The sequence below is a fragment of the Gluconobacter japonicus genome (genome assembly GCF_002723975.1).
GTDB classification, from domain to species: domain Bacteria; phylum Pseudomonadota; class Alphaproteobacteria; order Acetobacterales; family Acetobacteraceae; genus Gluconobacter; species Gluconobacter japonicus.
Window position 1 is genome coordinate 110,602 of record NZ_BEWO01000008.1, and the last position, 17,789, is coordinate 128,390.

At 51.4% G+C, this 17,789-nt stretch carries 21 protein-coding genes; 1 reads left to right on the top strand and 20 read right to left on the bottom strand.

All coding sequences use genetic code 11. The features are described 5' to 3' along the window. Positions 1-9: 9 nt before the first annotated feature. The 19 genes from GJA01_RS07540 to GJA01_RS07630 all read right to left on the bottom strand — a co-directional run bounded on the left by GJA01_RS07540 (position 10) and on the right by GJA01_RS07630 (position 14,913). Positions 10-369 carry a hypothetical protein gene (locus GJA01_RS07540; protein ID WP_062022467.1) on the bottom strand — a complete coding sequence of 120 codons (360 nt, stop codon included), beginning with the start codon at positions 367-369 and terminating at the stop codon, positions 10-12. Then, complete coding sequence (locus GJA01_RS07545; RefSeq protein ID WP_253783167.1) at positions 366-992, bottom strand: baseplate assembly protein; 627 nt, start codon at positions 990-992, stop codon at positions 366-368. Before GJA01_RS07545 ends, GJA01_RS07540 begins: the two co-directional genes overlap by 4 nt. After that, the gene (locus tag GJA01_RS07550) at positions 989-2,053 is read right to left on the bottom strand and encodes a hypothetical protein (protein WP_062502895.1); all 1,065 of its coding nucleotides are present in this window, start codon (positions 2,051-2,053) and stop codon (positions 989-991) included. The genes GJA01_RS07545 and GJA01_RS07550 overlap by 4 nt, the downstream gene beginning before the upstream one ends. After that, complete coding sequence (locus GJA01_RS07555) at positions 2,050-2,259, bottom strand: hypothetical protein (RefSeq protein ID WP_062502897.1); 210 nt, start codon at positions 2,257-2,259, stop codon at positions 2,050-2,052. The genes GJA01_RS07550 and GJA01_RS07555 overlap by 4 nt, the downstream gene beginning before the upstream one ends. Positions 2,260-2,265: 6 nt before the next feature. Continuing rightward, the gene (locus GJA01_RS07560; RefSeq protein ID WP_062502898.1) at positions 2,266-3,183 is read right to left on the bottom strand and encodes a hypothetical protein; all 918 of its coding nucleotides are present in this window, start codon (positions 3,181-3,183) and stop codon (positions 2,266-2,268) included. A gap of 17 nt (positions 3,184-3,200) precedes the next feature. Further along, entirely contained in the window at positions 3,201-3,914 is a 714-nt protein-coding gene (locus GJA01_RS15135; RefSeq protein WP_145993784.1) for a hypothetical protein, read from the bottom strand. A 358-nt stretch (positions 3,915-4,272) separates the two neighbouring features. Further along, entirely contained in the window at positions 4,273-4,593 is a 321-nt protein-coding gene (locus GJA01_RS07570; protein WP_010503710.1) for a hypothetical protein, read from the bottom strand. Further along, positions 4,590-5,015, bottom strand: coding sequence for a hypothetical protein (locus GJA01_RS07575; protein WP_010503712.1), 426 nt, complete (start codon positions 5,013-5,015; stop codon positions 4,590-4,592). The genes GJA01_RS07570 and GJA01_RS07575 overlap by 4 nt, the downstream gene beginning before the upstream one ends. 2 nt (positions 5,016-5,017) lie before the next feature. After that, positions 5,018-6,502 (bottom strand): phage tail sheath protein, encoded by a 1,485-nt coding sequence (locus GJA01_RS07580; RefSeq protein ID WP_062502902.1) that lies wholly within the window; start codon positions 6,500-6,502, stop codon positions 5,018-5,020. Positions 6,503-6,582: 80 nt separating this feature from the next. Then, positions 6,583-7,557 (bottom strand): hypothetical protein, encoded by a 975-nt coding sequence (locus tag GJA01_RS07585; RefSeq protein ID WP_062502904.1) that lies wholly within the window; start codon positions 7,555-7,557, stop codon positions 6,583-6,585. Between the two features lie 12 nt (positions 7,558-7,569). After that, the gene (locus GJA01_RS07590) at positions 7,570-8,172 is read right to left on the bottom strand and encodes a hypothetical protein (RefSeq protein WP_062502906.1); all 603 of its coding nucleotides are present in this window, start codon (positions 8,170-8,172) and stop codon (positions 7,570-7,572) included. Positions 8,173-8,179: 7 nt separating this feature from the next. Continuing rightward, entirely contained in the window at positions 8,180-8,581 is a 402-nt protein-coding gene (locus GJA01_RS07595) for a hypothetical protein (protein WP_034880862.1), read from the bottom strand. Positions 8,582-8,633: 52 nt separating this feature from the next. Further along, complete coding sequence (locus tag GJA01_RS07600; RefSeq protein ID WP_010503720.1) at positions 8,634-10,013, bottom strand: hypothetical protein; 1,380 nt, start codon at positions 10,011-10,013, stop codon at positions 8,634-8,636. Between the two features lie 80 nt (positions 10,014-10,093). After that, a complete protein-coding gene (locus GJA01_RS07605; protein ID WP_062502928.1) occupies positions 10,094-10,588 on the bottom strand; it encodes a phage scaffolding protein in 495 nt (164 codons plus the stop codon). Positions 10,589-10,605: 17 nt separating this feature from the next. Then, positions 10,606-12,024, bottom strand: coding sequence for a phage portal protein (locus GJA01_RS07610; RefSeq protein WP_034880859.1), 1,419 nt, complete (start codon positions 12,022-12,024; stop codon positions 10,606-10,608). Between the two features lie 42 nt (positions 12,025-12,066). Then, on the bottom strand, positions 12,067-13,383 hold the full coding sequence (locus tag GJA01_RS07615) for a phage terminase large subunit (RefSeq protein WP_082785228.1): 1,317 nt from the start codon (positions 13,381-13,383) through the stop codon (positions 12,067-12,069). Beyond that, on the bottom strand, positions 13,364-13,813 hold the full coding sequence (locus GJA01_RS07620) for a hypothetical protein (protein WP_010503726.1): 450 nt from the start codon (positions 13,811-13,813) through the stop codon (positions 13,364-13,366). The genes GJA01_RS07615 and GJA01_RS07620 overlap by 20 nt, the downstream gene beginning before the upstream one ends. 35 nt (positions 13,814-13,848) lie before the next feature. Further along, positions 13,849-14,280 carry a hypothetical protein gene (locus tag GJA01_RS07625; RefSeq protein WP_062502908.1) on the bottom strand — a complete coding sequence of 144 codons (432 nt, stop codon included), beginning with the start codon at positions 14,278-14,280 and terminating at the stop codon, positions 13,849-13,851. Positions 14,281-14,397: 117 nt separating this feature from the next. Next, positions 14,398-14,913, bottom strand: coding sequence for a hypothetical protein (locus GJA01_RS07630; RefSeq protein ID WP_061930625.1), 516 nt, complete (start codon positions 14,911-14,913; stop codon positions 14,398-14,400). A 413-nt stretch (positions 14,914-15,326) separates the two neighbouring features. Here GJA01_RS07630 and GJA01_RS07640 point away from each other — a divergent pair, with 413 nt between their 5' ends. Continuing rightward, on the top strand, positions 15,327-15,719 hold the full coding sequence (locus GJA01_RS07640) for a helix-turn-helix domain-containing protein (protein WP_010503730.1): 393 nt from the start codon (positions 15,327-15,329) through the stop codon (positions 15,717-15,719). A gap of 521 nt (positions 15,720-16,240) precedes the next feature. Here the strand turns inward: GJA01_RS07640 and GJA01_RS07645 are convergent. Beyond that, on the bottom strand, positions 16,241-17,755 hold the full coding sequence (locus tag GJA01_RS07645; protein ID WP_062502910.1) for a replicative DNA helicase: 1,515 nt from the start codon (positions 17,753-17,755) through the stop codon (positions 16,241-16,243). Positions 17,756-17,789 lie beyond the last annotated feature (34 nt).

Here is a 17,789-nt window from a genome sequence, read left to right on the forward strand (position 1 = left end):
ACATCCTTTTTACGAAGAAAAATCCAAGGTCTGCTGCTGCCCAGTCTCAGCATCCACATAAGAAATCTTGCACAGACACATCCCATCGGAGCCGGAGCTAATCTCGACTTCCACAGGAGAGTAAGGATCTACGCCTGCATCTTTCTGGACCTGAACCCTGATTTCAGCCTGCATTGTTGATGGCACAATGACGTTACCAATCATGCCCTGCAAACCAACGCCATAATCTAGCTGCCAAAAATAATCACCGACGTTGGTCAACAATCGTCTCAAAAGGCGTTGCCGAACCTCTTCCGAACCGGAAACAACAGCCAATCCGCCATCTGCAAGCAGCAGATCACCACCGTAAAAATGACCAACGGAACTCATCCTATCGGCCCTCCCGTGGACTGTGTTCCTACCAGATGAATATGATTATCCAGTGAATGAGCCTCAGTCTGAATATCGCCAGAAAAAACCTTCAAACCACTAGCGGACAAGACGGCCCTAACATTTCCAACCGTCAAAACAATCTGATCATGAGAAATAATAAACCTTGAATTACCAGCCCCCAGTGTCACGCCCTGTCGGTCAATCTGACACCACCCCGCTTCCGCACTTTTCTGCACGGGAACCGATAACGTATTCTCAACCGGCGGCTCACCACACCCAGCACGGATCAAAAGCTCACCCGGTTGAATGACACTTCCATCAAGAGGCGATACAGGCGCCGTTACAACAGTATCGAAGACCGCACCAACCGCGACAAGATGCTCCGCATCTCCTTCAATCGGAAGCAAAACAACATGCGTTCCGGGTTCGGAGGGGCACGCAATCCTGAGATCTCCAGCCTGGACACCACCAATATCTGCAATCCAGCCCGTTTCAATATTATCAGGCTGCACTCTAACCTTGATGGCATGGTTCACAGGATCAACAGCAGAAACCACCCCAAAAACAGCGTGAGCGCTCCTGTTGAACAAAGCCGCAGTAGCTATTTGCCCTTGCGTCATGTTTGCCCTCCCCTTCTGCGTAACACGACATGCTGAACAAAACCTTCCTCCAGAGAAAATCGCGAAATAACCTGATCCACTCCAAGAATTTCCTCTGTCTGCCCCACTACAACTCTCATAAACTGGCGTGGGCCAAGCCCAATCAAACCGGGCATCGACACTCGGGCACAGACGGCATGAGCGGCTATTCGTTCATATTTCCCACGTGCCAATCGTCGAAGATCCTCCATTCGACGCCCTGGAACCCTGAAAGTATGAAGTGTTTTCTCTGTTACAGGTGCATTCTCAGAAAATGTTTTTCCATCGTAATATAAATGCGTACTATTGCGCTGCCGGGAATCCCAAGACGCAAGATGCACTATAATTCCGGATGATAGCTGCAAATCTCGAGCGAAATCCGTATCAAAAACCAGTCCACGCACATCGATGACATCTTGATTTTGGTATGAGCTCTGTATCGGTTCACAGACCAGGTTTGGCCCGTCGGCATACAAATCACACAATGCTTCCCGGGCAACAGAAAATGCCAGATCAGCTGCAGTCTGAAAGCGATGCTGAGACAGAAAAGACCCACGCTTGTGCTCAATCTGCCAGAACTGACCCAACATATGGTCAGGCATATCAGCCGGAAACGACACTCGAGCGCCCAAACCGGAAGCCTTGGCCAACACAGAAAGGAGATCGGCCCCCGTATGATTCAGCCAGGAACCCTGCATACGCAAATCTATAAGTCGAGCAAGGGCGTCTCTACATTCCATTTCCACAACGGAATTTTGTGAAAAAACACGAACATGATCAACGAGCCCATAAAAAATCATGGTCCACGCCGCGTTATTTTCTTTCAGATCCCGGATTTCCACAGATACCCAGGAGCTATTGAGAATACTCTGTTCAAACCAAAGTGCAGGACCGTTCTCTGCAACGTTGTTACGAACAAAAGTCAGAACTGCTGTGTCACACCCTTCATATCTATGGGAATCAATTTCAAATTTCTTCAAAGAAATTATCGAATTTTCTACACCTTCCCACAGAATACGAACTTGCAGTTGGCGATCTGTCATTGTCCTTTATCATCAGGAAGACCTGACGAACTTTCCGATATGATTCCTGGAATTTTCAGTGTCAGAACAGTCTCAATCCATGACAAATCAGGATCACTGAGCCCATTGAACTCCGCGATCCTCCACCATTGACAGGCATCATCCAATTCTCGTGCGGCAAGATGAAAGAGAGACCTATCCGCCGAGGTTACGATAATATCTTTCATGAATCCTCACGAATGAACTGGCGGAATTTGCGAGGTAAGCCCTTGTGTCTGCCCCACATAGGCATTTGACCGGTTAACAAGCCCTCCCACATCTGCTCCTGTGCTCTGTATCGCGGCATTTCCGACGACAGCAGAGAGAGACGCGGCGTTCCCAATCTGGATATTTTCAATATTTTGGCCAGACACTTCGAGTGCTGACATCAACCCTTGCCCAGAAACGCTGAGTTGCTGAGACAGACTTTCAAGGGCTGTAGATGTTCCCGCCAAATTCGTGACACTTTGGCTTAAAGTGCTCGTTGTCGTAAGTGCCTCACCAACCTTTGCAAGAGGCCCACCCACACCGAGCAAAGCTCCCAAAGGCATGATTTGCCCCACAATCGAGCCAACCTGCCCACTTTCAACAAACAAACCGTCAGAAACATCAGAAATAACGCTGCTGATTTGCGTTAAGCCACTGGCGACATCAGTGCCTAGAACATTCGAAAGCGTCTTTCCCATATCGGGAGACACAACACTTTCCGCAGGTCTTTCAAGAGTCAGTTCATACGAACAAAGTGCACCCTTCGCTTCGTATGAATAGACAAAGCGTACAATCCAGACCTGCAAAGCCATGCCAGCCACAGAAAATACAACAGGCACACCACGGAGACGCATTTTTTCAATGGTCTGAGCTCGCGTCTGGGCGTTAGGCCCAAGAAATTTACCCGCCAGTTCCAGACGCCCCGGATCATTGCCAAGCGTATCCACAACACGCCCGCCACCAGGAAGCCGATGAACCACCATCATCTGCCGTCCCCCGACCTGCAGACGATCCGGAACTTCAATCCCGGTTAGCACAAGATCCCCAAGCATTACCGGAGCCGTTGCTCCCAAGCGCCCAACAGATCCAATAGCATTTTCAATCGCAGAGAGCGTCAAGCCCATCAATGCTCTCCTATATTTTAATTTATTCCAATGCTTCGACCGGGATATTGCGGAAACCTGAGTTCATCGACACCTCCGTGCCCCTGACGCGCCGAAATCCTCGAATTTTTTTCAGGATCATGACGTACAGATAACTCCGTACGGAATGACGAAAACTGTGTCTTGAAGTCACCATGAGAGATGTCTTCTTTTCCAACTTGATGCAGACTGTTTTTTTCCTGCATCGCATTTTCCAGACTTCTATTTCTTATCCCTGGCGGAGGAGCCATACTCTTTTCCAAAGCCAGCCCCCTCCTGCTTCCAATAGGAGCATGCCCATGCACTCCGAAATTCAGGCGGGTATTTTCCTGCGATACAGGAAAAATTTTCCTGTTCGGATAAGGAATAATATTCCGGGTAACCTGCCCCTTCGGAGAGGGCATGAGTCTTTTTGCTTCTTTTTTTGGAGGCTGCATCACTGCAGAAACAAGTTCAAAAGAGCGCTGGGAAACTAACGCTCTTTTTCGTTCAGAAAATACAGAAACCGACTTCGGAAAGCGCTTTTCACCCTGATCTAGGTGCGAAAAACTAAATTTCTCAGCCAGCACCCCGGGCAAAATTCTCGCTACCTGCATGCTGAGTTGGCTATTTCCCAAGCTGTTACGGTTTACCTGTTCCAGCTTGACAGACAACAACGCACCAATTTTTTTATCTTTCCTGGACAAAACTCCATTCCGTTCATCTGCCTCCATCACACTCGCACCAGGCACTGTGTCCGACAAATATCTCGCACGATCTGTCTTATCAAATAGAACCGGGTTTTTGTATCTATTCCGCAATGGAACAAACGAGGCACTCGATGTTATGGACCGACCACTGAAGACATACCGTGCCACTGGCAAATCTAACCGAAACGCCCCTCCTTGTACTGTAGATGTAAGCATCTCTATTCCCGATATTGCCTTTGACTCCAGTCAAATATATGGCCGTCGCGTTCTGCTGTAATAATACACGCTGCCATGCGCCGAGCCCGTGACCACGATGTCAGGATATTCCACGGCACTCCATGATCCAGAAGATAAAGCATCTCCTGGAACGCAGAGTGCCTGCTTAGTTTTTTGCTGTAGCAACCATCTCTTCTTCATCCTGCCCTTGCTGGAAAAAAGGATGAAGCGCCGCCACCCCAGTTTTCCCTAACCGGCGTGCCAGTTCACGAATTTCTTCTTTTGTTCCAGGCATCTGTACAGGAACTCCGTCAATTGCTGTGACAGAGCAGATCATTTCCGCATAACCAAGCCAGGTCGCCGCAGCAGGACCATTGACCGCCGACCCTGCTGCTTCGATCAGATCCAACATATCAGCCGGATCAATCTCTTTAAGCGCAAGACAGCGACCATCCGAAAGAGATACGGTTTCCGGAAGAATACTCACGAAATTTTTGTCCTTGTAGAAGCAAAGAACTGAACTGTCTGATGAACCATCTGATCAGACTGCCACGCGTCATTTTTCAGCTTGATAGAAATATTCGTATATTCCCAGGTACTGGTAGTCCCGTCAGGCTCCGTCACATACTGATAAATCGTACCACTCCCGACAGTACCAGCATTCCAGTAAGCGGCTTCAATTGCTGCGACCAAATTATCAAGCGCAGCGCTAGCCCGAGCAATCTGAAAAGAACCTCTCCACCCATTGGGAACATTGAATTCCACGGGCATTCCGTTCAGCGGACTGGCCCGCAGAGCCTGTGTCTCCTGTGACGCTCCAAAAGAGGTCACATCCCGAAGATCAACGCGCTGTCCATTCCATAGAACCGTAATCCGACAGTCACGACCAATACTGTATGGATTTGCCATGCTCAAACGCTCCCCCCACCAGATGTTACCGTCACGGAGGTTCCACCCTGCAAATTCACTACAAATTTTTCGTTGATTCCCTGATAACGCACAGCAACATCGGCCTGAACGTAACCAAGAGCCGTTCGCGTCTGAGGATTATTCGTACTGTCGCAAACAACACTGTAAGGTAACTCGCCGTTCTGAACAGCCAGAATGCCCTGCGATAGCAGAGATGACAGAAAACCAAGAAGCGTTGCACGAATGTCCGAAAAGAGTGTGTCGTTCACAACCTGACCAACATAAGCCCCCATTCCTCCTGCCAAAGAAGACGCAAGGTAATTGGTCAGTCGCGTGTAGTTATCACCATTGACGATTGCCTTGCTCGAAGCATTATGCCCACAACGCACCGCCCAATACGAACCACCCGGCGCAGGATTGCAAATAACATCTATTCCCGCCGTAAACAGCGTAGAAAGTTCTGCCGTAGAGTATGTTGCACTGCTTCCTGTCAGACCTGATTTCTGACTCCCGACAATCCCGGCCAACGCCTTGTTAAGGCTCGACTGCTCAGGTGACAGCGCGGCCAGAATACCTGCGGCAAAAGCCTGCGGACTGACAAGCATCATTCCATTAACGTCATCATTCCACCACAGCCAATCCCCAAACATCAGTTTGACCGCAGGAGAATCCAGTCCACTGGCAGCTTTGATCGACACAGCATTCGTAACGCTGTCATAAGAAGGGCCAGACGCAATCATGTACGTCCCTTCTCCAAGCCCAAATGCAGCTTGGGAAGAATACGACACACTGTCCGTAATGCCATGTAAAAGCGCGATCGCACAGCCTTGCCCTCTCAGAGCATACATCCCCGTACGAACGATCTCGTCTTTTCCCACAAAAGACGCCACAGAAGGCGCAGCACCATCCAGCCCTCCCATCAACGTCACGCTACCAGAGACCATGTCCGGAACAACTTCTGGCAAACGTACGGTAATCAGCGCCGACAGATCCTGTGCGACAGCCGCAGCAATTGTAGTCCAGTCATGACCCGCATAGCTGGCAAATCCTAGTACAGGATGTGAAACCGCCAATGCATAACCGGAACCGGTTGCACTCACCGTCACCACAATACTGTTGCCCGCTGTCCCCGTATGAACAGCTTGAAGTGCCACATCCCCAAAACTGCCGGACGCCGCTACATCCGTACCATCCGTAACACGGACAACCACAAAAGAAGATGCCCCCTGCAGGGCGGCAATATTCACAGCAAGTCCAGCATCCGTCACTGCATCCTGCTTTGCACCGAATGCCACCAGGTAATCCCCCATGCCACCCACAGGCACAGGTGAACCAACAGGCCCCCAACCGGCAGTTCCCACAATGCCAAGCTTGGACGAAGGCGCACCTGTCAGGCCAAGCGTCTGTGGCTGTGCAATCTGCACATAAAGATTAGGCACCGTCAGTGCCGTCGTATTTAGCGTACCCGCCTGATAAACCAGAGACATCCGCTGGTTTTCTCCTTTTAATAAAAAAGCTCCATTCCAATTTCGGAATGAAGCTTTTTCTCATTAAATTCTTTTATTTTTCAGTCTGTAGAACACACAACCGTACCAAACTGATTCAACGTCATGCCCGGATATTCAGAACAGGAGGATGCCGACAACCTCGCAACATTCATCGCACTCAGCGCCTGTGTTACAACGCTTTCTTCCAATGCAGGCACAAAGGCACCAAAGCCACTTCCTCCCTCCGGAATATCAGATGTTCCTACTCCAAACATCATGTCAGCAGCCCATTGGATCTGGAGCACGTCAAAAATCAGTTCGTAGAGATAATCCCGGCGATAAATTGCCTGATTTTGCATAGCGTCCACATCTTCGACGCTCACAAATTTCAGTTGTGCCTGTCGACCATCCAGCGTCGATATCCAACTTTTCTCTGCAAGTGCCATATCCAGAGACAATCCAATCTCATCTCGAACACTCGCATCTGCTGTCCAGACGGAAACACGATACAGCTGGCTCTGCCGACGGCTAACCCGGACAGATTCCCCATACCCAACAACATTTCCCAAAAGAGAAACATCTGGAACACTCACAACTGCCTCATCCGCAACACCGTGAGGCAACTGCTTTGCCAAAGCCGCCGCTACACTGTCTGGAGTATCCTGGGCCGTCACCGCATAAGCAGCCGTTGTCTGACGCACTCCTGCGTACCAGAGACCAACAACCCCCGAAGGAACAGTATCCTTCGGGAAAACAATCTGAACTGTCTGCCCCGCCTGCAGAACAGAAACAGTCGGCAGAATGCGCGCCTGAACATGCCATGGTCGCCCCAAGGGTTCTGGTACAGCCGCCCTCTTCTGCGCAGCCATCGTCACAGTCACATAATCCGTATGACTCCGAATATTCTGAGCCGCAAATATATCACTGGGCAAAAGCCAGCCACGCCGAACAACAGTCTGCCGCCCGGTAAGGGACGGTTTCTCTAACCCATCCGGATACAATATCCCCGCACATACATAAGCGAGAACCTGACTCATCTGAGAGGCATCCGCCATTTCAATTTCCCATCAGATCTGCTGCAACGACATGGTGCAACGCAAACCCCAGTCAGACATTTCGGCGGTATTTATCGTATAAGTGACATCAAGATCTGTTGTAACCGTCATGTAAGGCTGAAGCAGGACACCAGGAAGACGCGGCAAATACATAATAAACTGACCTGGCTTGACCGAGCCTGGCACACCGCTTCCAGACGCCTCTCCTTTTGATTTCAGGACAATTGCAGCAGGGCAGTCTTCAACGACATTTCCCGTTGTTCCCGTAACCCCACTAACCTGAACAATACGGCTACATGCAACACACAAAGGTGGCCTCAATTCCTCCACCGCCGCTACGAAAAACGTTTTTCCAGCGCATGTCAGAATATCCCCGACCAACGTATCATCCCGCCGATCCGTCAGAACATATTCCATGACTTTACCCCAACCGGGCACACGCGAAAACGAAAACGAGTCCTGTGCGTCAAAAGCCAGCATGGGATGAGCATAAACATCCTGCATCGGCGCCAATGGATAAGCAGGCCGATACTGCATACCAGCCTGTCCCAAAATACCCGCAGCCTTCGCATGGCCCTTACAGACCCGGGATGCAATCAATTCAAGATGCATCATGCTTCCTTCAAATCACTACAGCACGACCATCCTGCAACTCCAGACCGCCCGTCACACCTAGAAACGCACAGAGACGACGACGCCAAAGCGTCAGAAGTGCCACCCGGTCCCGCAATTCATGCCCATTGTGATACCAGCTCGCAGCCTGCGCCGTATCCAGATTGTCCGAAGCTCCAAGAAGGGCCGTTTCAAGTGGGTAAAGCTGTGACAGATATAGTCGAACCTGCTGAAGTTCCGCACCCGACAGATTTCCCATACGCCATTCCAGCGCCCCCTCAACCTGAAAAAAGCGCCAGGATTCTTGCCCCGTTTCCCGAGATCCAACAGCCGGATACCCGCAAAACCTCCGGACATCCATTTTCTCTCCTTCCGTTAAAGGAGCAGAAGACAGACTTGCCGTTCCAGACATACTTTTCCCCTGACCTGAAAGGCCTCGTGTCACCACGAGGCCCCAGTCGTATTCAGAACGTCATACCCAGCGCGTCCGTGCCCAGACTCTCAATCACAACACCACGCTTCAGATAACTGTTGGTCGCCGTCGGAATAACATTCGTATCCGCCGTCACGTCTGTCGGCAGCGCAAAACCGCCAATCCAGTACCAGGACTGCGCAATGATCTGCCGCAGACGATCCAGCGGCTCACGGGTCACCATCGCCACCCCGTCAACCATCTCAATCAGCGCACGATCAGCGTCCGGAATATCGGAATGACCCGTCAGCGCACAGTCGCCCTCAATCAGTGCCCCCTGCCCCAAAAGTAGTGCACGATGAATCGGTCCAGCACCAAGAGACAGCTGCTGAGGCGCTTCAGTCGTCGGAATAAAACGAACACCCAGCAGTTCAATAACCTGCCCAGAACGATACTCTTCCGAACCATATGCGCCACGATAAAGATGCTTGAAATCATCATCCCGAAACAACGACAGAAGCTGAATATCATCCAGATAACAGTGATATGCCCCATTAATCATCGGCACGTTATTCCGACGTAGTGTCGCAACACCCGCAAGAACCTGCTGAATACCAAGCGTATCTGCCAGACCGCTCGAACTCGCCGTCTGAAGCGCCGCCGTCGTCAGGCGACCGTTAGGACGAATAACCTTCGGCGCAGTCGCAGCAACCACAGGCTGACCCAATGCACCATCGGAAACAGACACGCTACCAGAGAACGTCATCTGCCCAGAGATACCGCCCGGCGCCGTAGAAATATTGGTCGCATCCGCCACAACCCGGACAAGCGTGTAAACATCCGAACCAACCGTGACGGTCATCCCACTGCTGGATCCAATCAGCGTCACCTGACCATTGACAATAACCGATTGGAACCCGCGAATATCATCAACCTGAACGGTGTCCCCTTCCGCATCCAGCGCAACATTGACACGCGTATTGCCACCCAGATAACCACCAACACCATTCTGAGCGCCACCAAAAAGCGTATTACGCGCCAGGCGATCCAGAGACTGCATGGCCTGAACACCATTCGTGTTGGCATTGGCGAGGAACTGGGACGCAATGCCGACGCCACTCGTAACCATATTCAGATCAATCGTGTCACCATACTGATTGATCGAAAGCGTATATTGCTCAACAGACCAGCCCGCTGGGCTCATCCCGTTATCAAAATTGGTATTCCCGGTCGGGTTGAGCGGTGTCGTGACAGGCGCCTTCAGGCTTTTGCGCGTCTTGGTCAGCGTCTCACCAATCGCGTTCGGGAAAACCTCCCGATCCGCAACCTGACGGAAACCGAGACGAGACTTCAGACCGTTTTCAAACTCACGGGCCAGAAAACCCTGCTGAATGGCGGCCTGAAGCTGAACTGGAAAATTATCAATGCTCATAAATTTCGTTCCGTAAATATTTATAGAAATTTTCCGGTAGAATTTTACCGGACGCACTCAATCACTTCACACCCGAGCCATCATGCTCCGGCCAAGAACTGCCATTTTCGGGCTTCGTAATCGGAATCCGTCGCAGATCGGGCATTAAATGCCTCAACCTCTCCCGGCCTGGGCGCAGGATGCCCAACCGTCGTCCCGCTGGAATACCCAGGACGCAACACATCACCGAACAGATATCCACGGTCGTTCCGGGATCGTTCCAGAACCTCCGTCACACCCATAACCGTACCGTCTTCGTTTCGGGTCACACCCTCCATATCGATCAGACGCACAACATCGTCAGGATTATGTGCCCCCATCCGAATGGCTTCAGACCGCAATGCAGCGACCATGACATCATGATTACTTTCCCGCTTCACACGGGAAATAACTTCCTCATGCGTGCGCTGAAGCTCCTCCTGTCTGGCTTCAGCTTCCGCCATGGCCTGACGAACGGATTTCACTTCGTCCATCGCTTCTGCAAGCGCCTGACGAAGTTCTGCCACATCTTCAATAGTATCTTCAGATCCGGACATTTTTTCTCCGCTCACTCTTATGCGTCGTCCGACGCAACCCAGTTTTCCAGAAGCCGCCATTCCGTACCGGGATCAGAATTTCCCGACGCCGTCGCATACATTCGAACGGCCGTCTCCCGGCTCAGAATTCCATTTGAAACCGCCGTCACAAGCCCTTGCGCCAACGACAAAAGCTCAGGGTCTGTCGCCGGGAACCAGGCAGGCCACCGCAACGTCATGCGGCAATACGGCAAGTCCTTCACCAGAACACCGCCAAGACGCAGACCATTTTCCAGCACACACGAAAAACGACAGGCCATTCGATAAATGGCCTGCAATCCACTCTCGCCATAAGAATGACGCAGCCGATCCACCAGCCAGATCAATGGCTGACACATCATCTCCATGGCCTTGCCAGATTGCACGCCAGAAATCCGGTCACCATGCGCCCGGTTTCCATGAAGCTGCTCAAGCGCAATCTGCCGAAGCTCCCGATAGTGCTCCAGCACCGCCCCCGCTGCATTACCATTGATCTCAAGCAGCTTGGCATCCCCTTCGGGTGGCAATGTCAGAGCCGAAGATGCTCCCCCCTGATGCGCCACACCATCCGAAAATCCACCCGTTTTCAGAACAAGCGTCGGATCAGAGCCATATTTCAGCCCGCGCCCAGCTTGAGACAGCAGATAATCCGCCTCAATGACTGTATCGATCGCACGCTCAAACGTGCATTCGCCTTCCGGGTCTCGCCCCTGACGACCACCAAGATTCCGGATCCAGACAATCGGAACAAACCCCAGTCCATGCCGAACAGACCGGCTCTCGTCCCGCACGCCTCCATCCATCCCAACAAGCCAGGGAACGGACACTGCACAATCCATCGGCGTCCAGACCCGCTGCCACCAGAACTGAGCACCCAGAAGGTCTTCGCCAATCGCATATCCCTGCACAGCCAGATCACGCCCCCGCACCAGGAAACGCTCTTCAACGCGCAGTAATTCGCCGCTGACATCGTCCCAGAACGGCGTCAGATACGCCGTATCCAGAACCGAAAGTTTCGGCACACCAGCCGAAACCTCAAAAAGAACCGCTACCGAACCAATAGACCCAACAGTGGCAGCTTCCATCATCAAAGATGCCAGCCGCGTCTGAGAGGCAAAGACTCCCATCGCATCTGAAACCCGCGTGTCATCGGCAATCAGACTAGGCCAGTGCGTATCCCCAAACAGCAAAGAAACAGATTCATCGACAACCGTTCGGCAAAGGTTACTTCTGACGGACGGACGTCTGTTAGAAAGCGGAATGTACTCCCCCGCTCCCGATCGCTCCATCGAGAACGGATGAGGCAATGCATCATACTGCGTACCGTCCAGAACACGTCTCAACGCCAACAGGCGCGCAGTCCGCGCAGACGCACCCGCCGGCACGGCATAACGCCGCTGCAGGGACAACCAGTCCATGAGTTCTCCAGTGCTAAAGCCCACCTGAAGCCCGAAGGCTTTTCAGCGCGCCAACGAAAATCCTGACGGGCTCCAGCCCGTCACACCGCTGCTGCCAGACAGCATCAGTTCACTCAGTCCCCAGACCATCGCATCCGCCCGATCCGGAGACCTGGAGCCGCGATATCCACTGACCGAGAAATGACAGAGCTGATCCTCAAGCGTTTCAAAACGCCCATGATGAACCACCTTGCCAATTTCATAGAGTGCCGCGACCGGCTCCGCGCGCGCTGCTTTTCCGCGCGCTGCTGTCACGAGCCGTACCGGCGCATGCGCCCGCACGCTTCGAATTGTATTTTCCACCAGAGCACCACCAAAATTGCGCTCGGCGACAATCCGCTCAGCCCGCCAGTCATCCAAAGCATGCAAAGCGCGAGAAGCCCACCCTGCAGGGCTATCCCGTGCAGACAGGTCTTCCAGAACATGCCCGACACCATCCGCATCTACCCCGCAAACCACAATTCCAATTTCATCGGAACGATAATCTTCCGGCCCCGACGCGCCCGACGGATCAACAGACACCAGAATACGCCGCATCCGTGATGCAACATCCATCCGATTTGCAGACGTAATCACAGCGTCCCGGCGAAACGACTCAATACGCCACAAGGCACCTTCAACAGCCGCCTGATATTCCCCATAAAGAAAACGTCGTTTCTCACGTTCCGGCAGCGCTTCCAGTGCCGCAATATATTCTTCTCCCAGATTATCCCTATTGGAATGGGGATTAAGAATCATTGTGTCGTACAAGGAACAGTCTGCAAGAGGTTCTCCGGATTTCGGCTCAATTCCCATTTCAAACAACGCATATAACCAATGCCCAACACTCGGAGGATTGGCATCAATATATTCGCGATTCACGAGACCTGATTTTTGAGCCAAACGCGTCAGCAGCATATTCCGCGCGCCATAGCTGATCTGGCTCGCTTCGTTCAGATAAACAGTCGAAAATTCGAGCCCCAGAATTTTCTCAGTCCGCTGCTCATCATCCAGACCACCAAAAAAAATCATCGAGCCGTTCGGAAACGTCACAATGTTTTCCTGCCGCTCCAGGCGCCAACGCACTTGAGGAAAGCAAAGGCTCATAACTTTGGGAAACGTGTCCCGCAGAACAGACGCCCTCAGCGCCGTCAACCGATGCCGGAAAATTCCATGCCGACTTCCGGCAGCTTTCAAAGCACGAATCACAATGGCCCGTATCAGAACAAAAGTCTTACCGGACCTTGACCCCCCTCTCAGCAAAATATGACGAGCAGGCCCTCCCAAAAGCCGAACAGCATCACGCTGTGCCTCATTAAGTCTAAAGGACGCTGTCATCATAACTGATATTGATGGAAACAGGCGCCGTAGAAATCTCTTCCTGCCCAGCCCTGAAGCGCGCAGGGCGATGCGCCCTCAAGAGAAACGCCATCAACCCATCACTATATTTTTTCCTGACAAGCGGATGACCAGTCTCCGGATCGCAAACCACTTTTCCTGCATAGGTAATCGGCTCGTCATAACCTTCCAGAGCACGACGTCTGGCTTCAGCTTCCAAAATATCTGCTGCATCTTCCAGTGCGTCCTCCCACTGAGAGGCAAACGCCACATCTGTTTCCTTCCAATGGTAAAGCGTGCTTCTCTGAACACCAGCAAATCGACCGGAGTCAGAAACATTTCCACTTTTCGCAAGATGTTCCAGAAACCGTTCTTTACGCCGACGTGAACGCCCACTTCGCCCTCGCAGCCCGTCAGCCTGTGTTTCGCTCATCTGCTCATATCCCCATACGGCCCCATATTTGACCGTCAGCCCATTTGTAGGCGTTCCTCACGTCGGCTGTTCATTGAACCTCCGTCAAACCAGACAGCCGTCGATTGTCTCGAATGAAACGGTTTCTTGTGAAACCGGGATGACGTCTCCTTCTCCTGAAGACGATGTTTCCACTCTTTCTGCGCCACATTCCTGAGACGCTTCACCGTAACATCATCAACGCAGCCAATAGGCTTGAGAGAAGATATACGACGGAGGCAAGGAACAGCCCGACACCGCACGTCCAATCGCGTCAAACCAGCATTCACAAGCTCATGCCATTCAAGGTCACAATCTGCCCGGTGGAGCGCCTCATCCATAGAGATCAGCGGACAGGCGATCACTTCAGGTTCTTCACACCACAAAACAATCATTGTCTGTCGCCCGGAAAGAACAATCGCTCCGGAAACGATATTAAATCGTTCCATTTTCAATAATTCTCTTAAATAAAAAAAGACCACCCCAAAAAGAGATGGCCTCAGAAATAAAAATTATTCAATGTAATCTTTTTATAAAATAACCGAACGCAAATTTCAACATATTTCTTAAAAAGAATTCTTTTTTATTTTTTTATATACATGAACAAGCTGCTCTAAAATCAGACCACACTGCGCCGATACCTTCATACGCCCTCGTCCTTCCGATATACCGGGATACAATTGACGTGCCATAGCTGAAAAAGACATTTCTCGAGCCAGCAACATCTCCAGACGAACATGACCACACAAACCCAGTGTCTCTCTGATTTCGGAAATCCGAGCAGAACATTTTCCTCGCCCTAACATCCAGGTATGAACATCTCCCTTCTCCCGAAAATGACCATCAGACGGGCGCTCTTCAACGACCCCCAGAGTTGCAAACAGATATTCCCGGTACCAACGATCAGCCGCAGAAACCTCGTCATCACCAATATCCCCAGCATCGTACATGGACTGGACCGTGTTCACGACACGGTAAACACCATTACGGTCCTGAAACTCCTGATGCTGAAGACGCTCCAAAGTCGGTTGCATGGTCATCATTTTCTCACATGGAGAAATTTCACGAATCAAAGGCTGCATCAGTGAATATTTTCCCACGCTGAAGACGCACCCATCGGGGTTAAGGCAGGGAATGCTGGCGCCAGATCTGAACCCCAAAGAGCTTTCCATGAAACCGGGTGCCCCGGAGGAAGCGCTTCTGCACTTTCCCTATCGAAAACCTGTCGTTTTTCTGTTCCCCCAGAAACTTTTGAGATTTTGCGTCCCTTGCCCAAAGACTTCTTGTGCGCAGGTTTCCGCATTGGCTGCCAACCGTCAGATGCCAACATCGCGGCAATCGCGCTTGCGGAAACCCGGCGGGGAGTATGACCTTCTTTCATCTGCCTCATTATCAATCCCTTTACGAAAAAACCTATTTAGTGGCAAAATGCCACAAATCGTAAGAAAAAAAACTTCTTCTGGATTTGGCATAAAGCCATTGCTAAAAAGGCCGCATGGCCAAACATAAGCGCTCGGACTCCCTGACTATCCTCCAGAGAGCCATCGGAACACGTATTGCCTGGGCCCGGGAACTCGTTATCCCCAACCAGAGTGAGTGTGCCCGGCTTCTGGGGGTAGATGCTTCCACCCTCAACAAGATTGAGCGTGGAGATCGCGCACCCAGCGTCTTCCTCATTGCCGCTCTCTCGAACCGGTTGCGCGTCTCGACTGACTTCCTCCTGAAAGGCGTCCTGAACGGTCGAACCGACGAAGAACTGGCCCTGAGGCTGGCTGCCCTGCACCCAGAGTTGGTGCTCCAGCGGCAAGACATGGCTCCAGACACGGACAAAAACACGTCTTTTGGCACACCTGATCAACCCAAGAGACCAGACGAGGATCTGCATTGACGGTATCTTCGCTGACTTTATCACGCATTCAAACGCTCCCCCATTCGTCATGGTGCAATACGCTTGCACCAGCGATGGAATGAACCAATCAGAAACGTTTCCAGATTTCAGCGAAACATCACGCATCAACCGGCCCCCTTCCTTCCTCAGCAATCATCCCCACGACAACCGCCGATTAACGATAAATTAATGGCAATATGCCACTGGGTCAAGGAGCAAATATGGCTCTTTGCCACTACATTTGTGCGTCTAACTCCGGCGCCTTTGAAATTATCCCGTTAGTTTTTCAAGCTTTTTGCGTCCTCGAACAGCCAAAAACTGCAGATTTTCACAATTCTCGCACAATGAAATGTCACGCTGTTTTCAAAACACCAGAGATGTTCCTTTGTTTTTTATGACAAAATATTTCCAACACATTAATATCAAATGCGAGTTTCTGAAGCTCTTTTTTCAAACATTTTTTTTCTATCGCCTGAATCTCCAGACCAAAAAAAAAGCGGCCCATGGGCCGCTTTGACGTTCTATTCGTGAATAATATCCAAATCACCAAACCGAGTGTATTCGCCTTCAAAATACAATTGAATCATCCCTGTCGGCCCATGCCGCTGCTTCTCAAGAATCAGCTCTGCCTTATTATGAACTAGAGCCATTTTCCTTTGCCACTCTTCAGTCGCGGCCTGGAATTTTTCGTTACTGTCATACGCACTATCCTTCGGCATTCGCTGCTGAAGGTAATATTCGTCACGATAAACAAACATGACAGCATCAGCATCCTGCTCAATGGAACCCGATTCGCGCAGATCCGAAAGCATGGGACGCTTGTCTTCACGAGACTCCACCTGACGAGACAACTGGGACAACGCAATAACAGGGACCGAAAGCTCTTTTGCAATCGCCTTCAAACCCTGAGTAATCATCGAAATTTCCAGCACACGGCTATCCGGCTTCGTTCCGATCGCGGGTCGCATCAATTGCAGATAATCCACCACCACCAAACTTAGGCCCTGCGTGCGCGCGAGACGCCGACACCGTGTTCTCATAGCCGAAAGAGAAATCGCAGGCGTATCATCAATATAAAGAGGCAGCCTCTGCAATTCGCGGGACACGCGAACAAAACGGTCGAATTCCTTTTGCCCAATATCACCTCGACGAATTTTCTCACCCGAGACTTCAGCTTCACCTGAAAGAATACGGGTCGCCAACTGTTCGGACGACATCTCAAGTGAGAAGATTGCTACCGACCCATGCGGCTTCTCACCCTTTTCCTCTGCATCTCGCATGATCGAACGTGCAGCCGAAAACGCGATTTTTGTCGCAAGCGCCGTCTTTCCCATCGCAGGACGCCCCGCAAGAATCAGAAGATCGGAAGGGTGCAAACCACCCGTTCGCTTATCCAGATCACGCAGACCAGACGTGAGCCCAACAACATCCCCAGTTCGTAAAAACGCCTTTTCCGCAACGTCAATGGCGCCTGTCAGAGCCTTTCCGAAAGAGACAAAACCACCTTCCTGACCGCGCTCCGTCGCCAGTTTGAATAAAGCTTCTTCAGAAGCAGCAATCTGGTCACTGCCATCCAGATCAGGTCGGGCACCAAAAGCATTGTTGACGACGCTTTCGCCAATATCAATCAACTGACGCCGCACCCATGCATCATGAATGACCCGGCCATAGTCGCCTGCATTCACAATCCCGACCATCGCCGTCAGCAGCTTGGCCAGATAAGCAGGCCCCCCAGCAGCATCAAGAACGCCCGTATGCTCGAACTCGGCTTTCATGGTTACCGGATCAGCCAATTGCCCACGTTCGATACGGCGAGCCACCGCTTCGTAGATCCGCCCATTCACAGAGTCAGCAAAATGCTCCGGCTCCAGAAAATCTGAAACCCGTTCATAGGCCTTGTTGTTCGTGAGGATAGCACCAAGAAGCGCTTGCTCGGCCGCGATATTCGCTGGCGGAGAACGACGCAAAAGCGCGCTTAGCCCTCCATCGTCGGAGGAAGCATCAGACGCCGCTGAAGAAGGATAGGATTCGATCATAGTCACGCCAGTCTTTTACCACCAGCATGCCCTC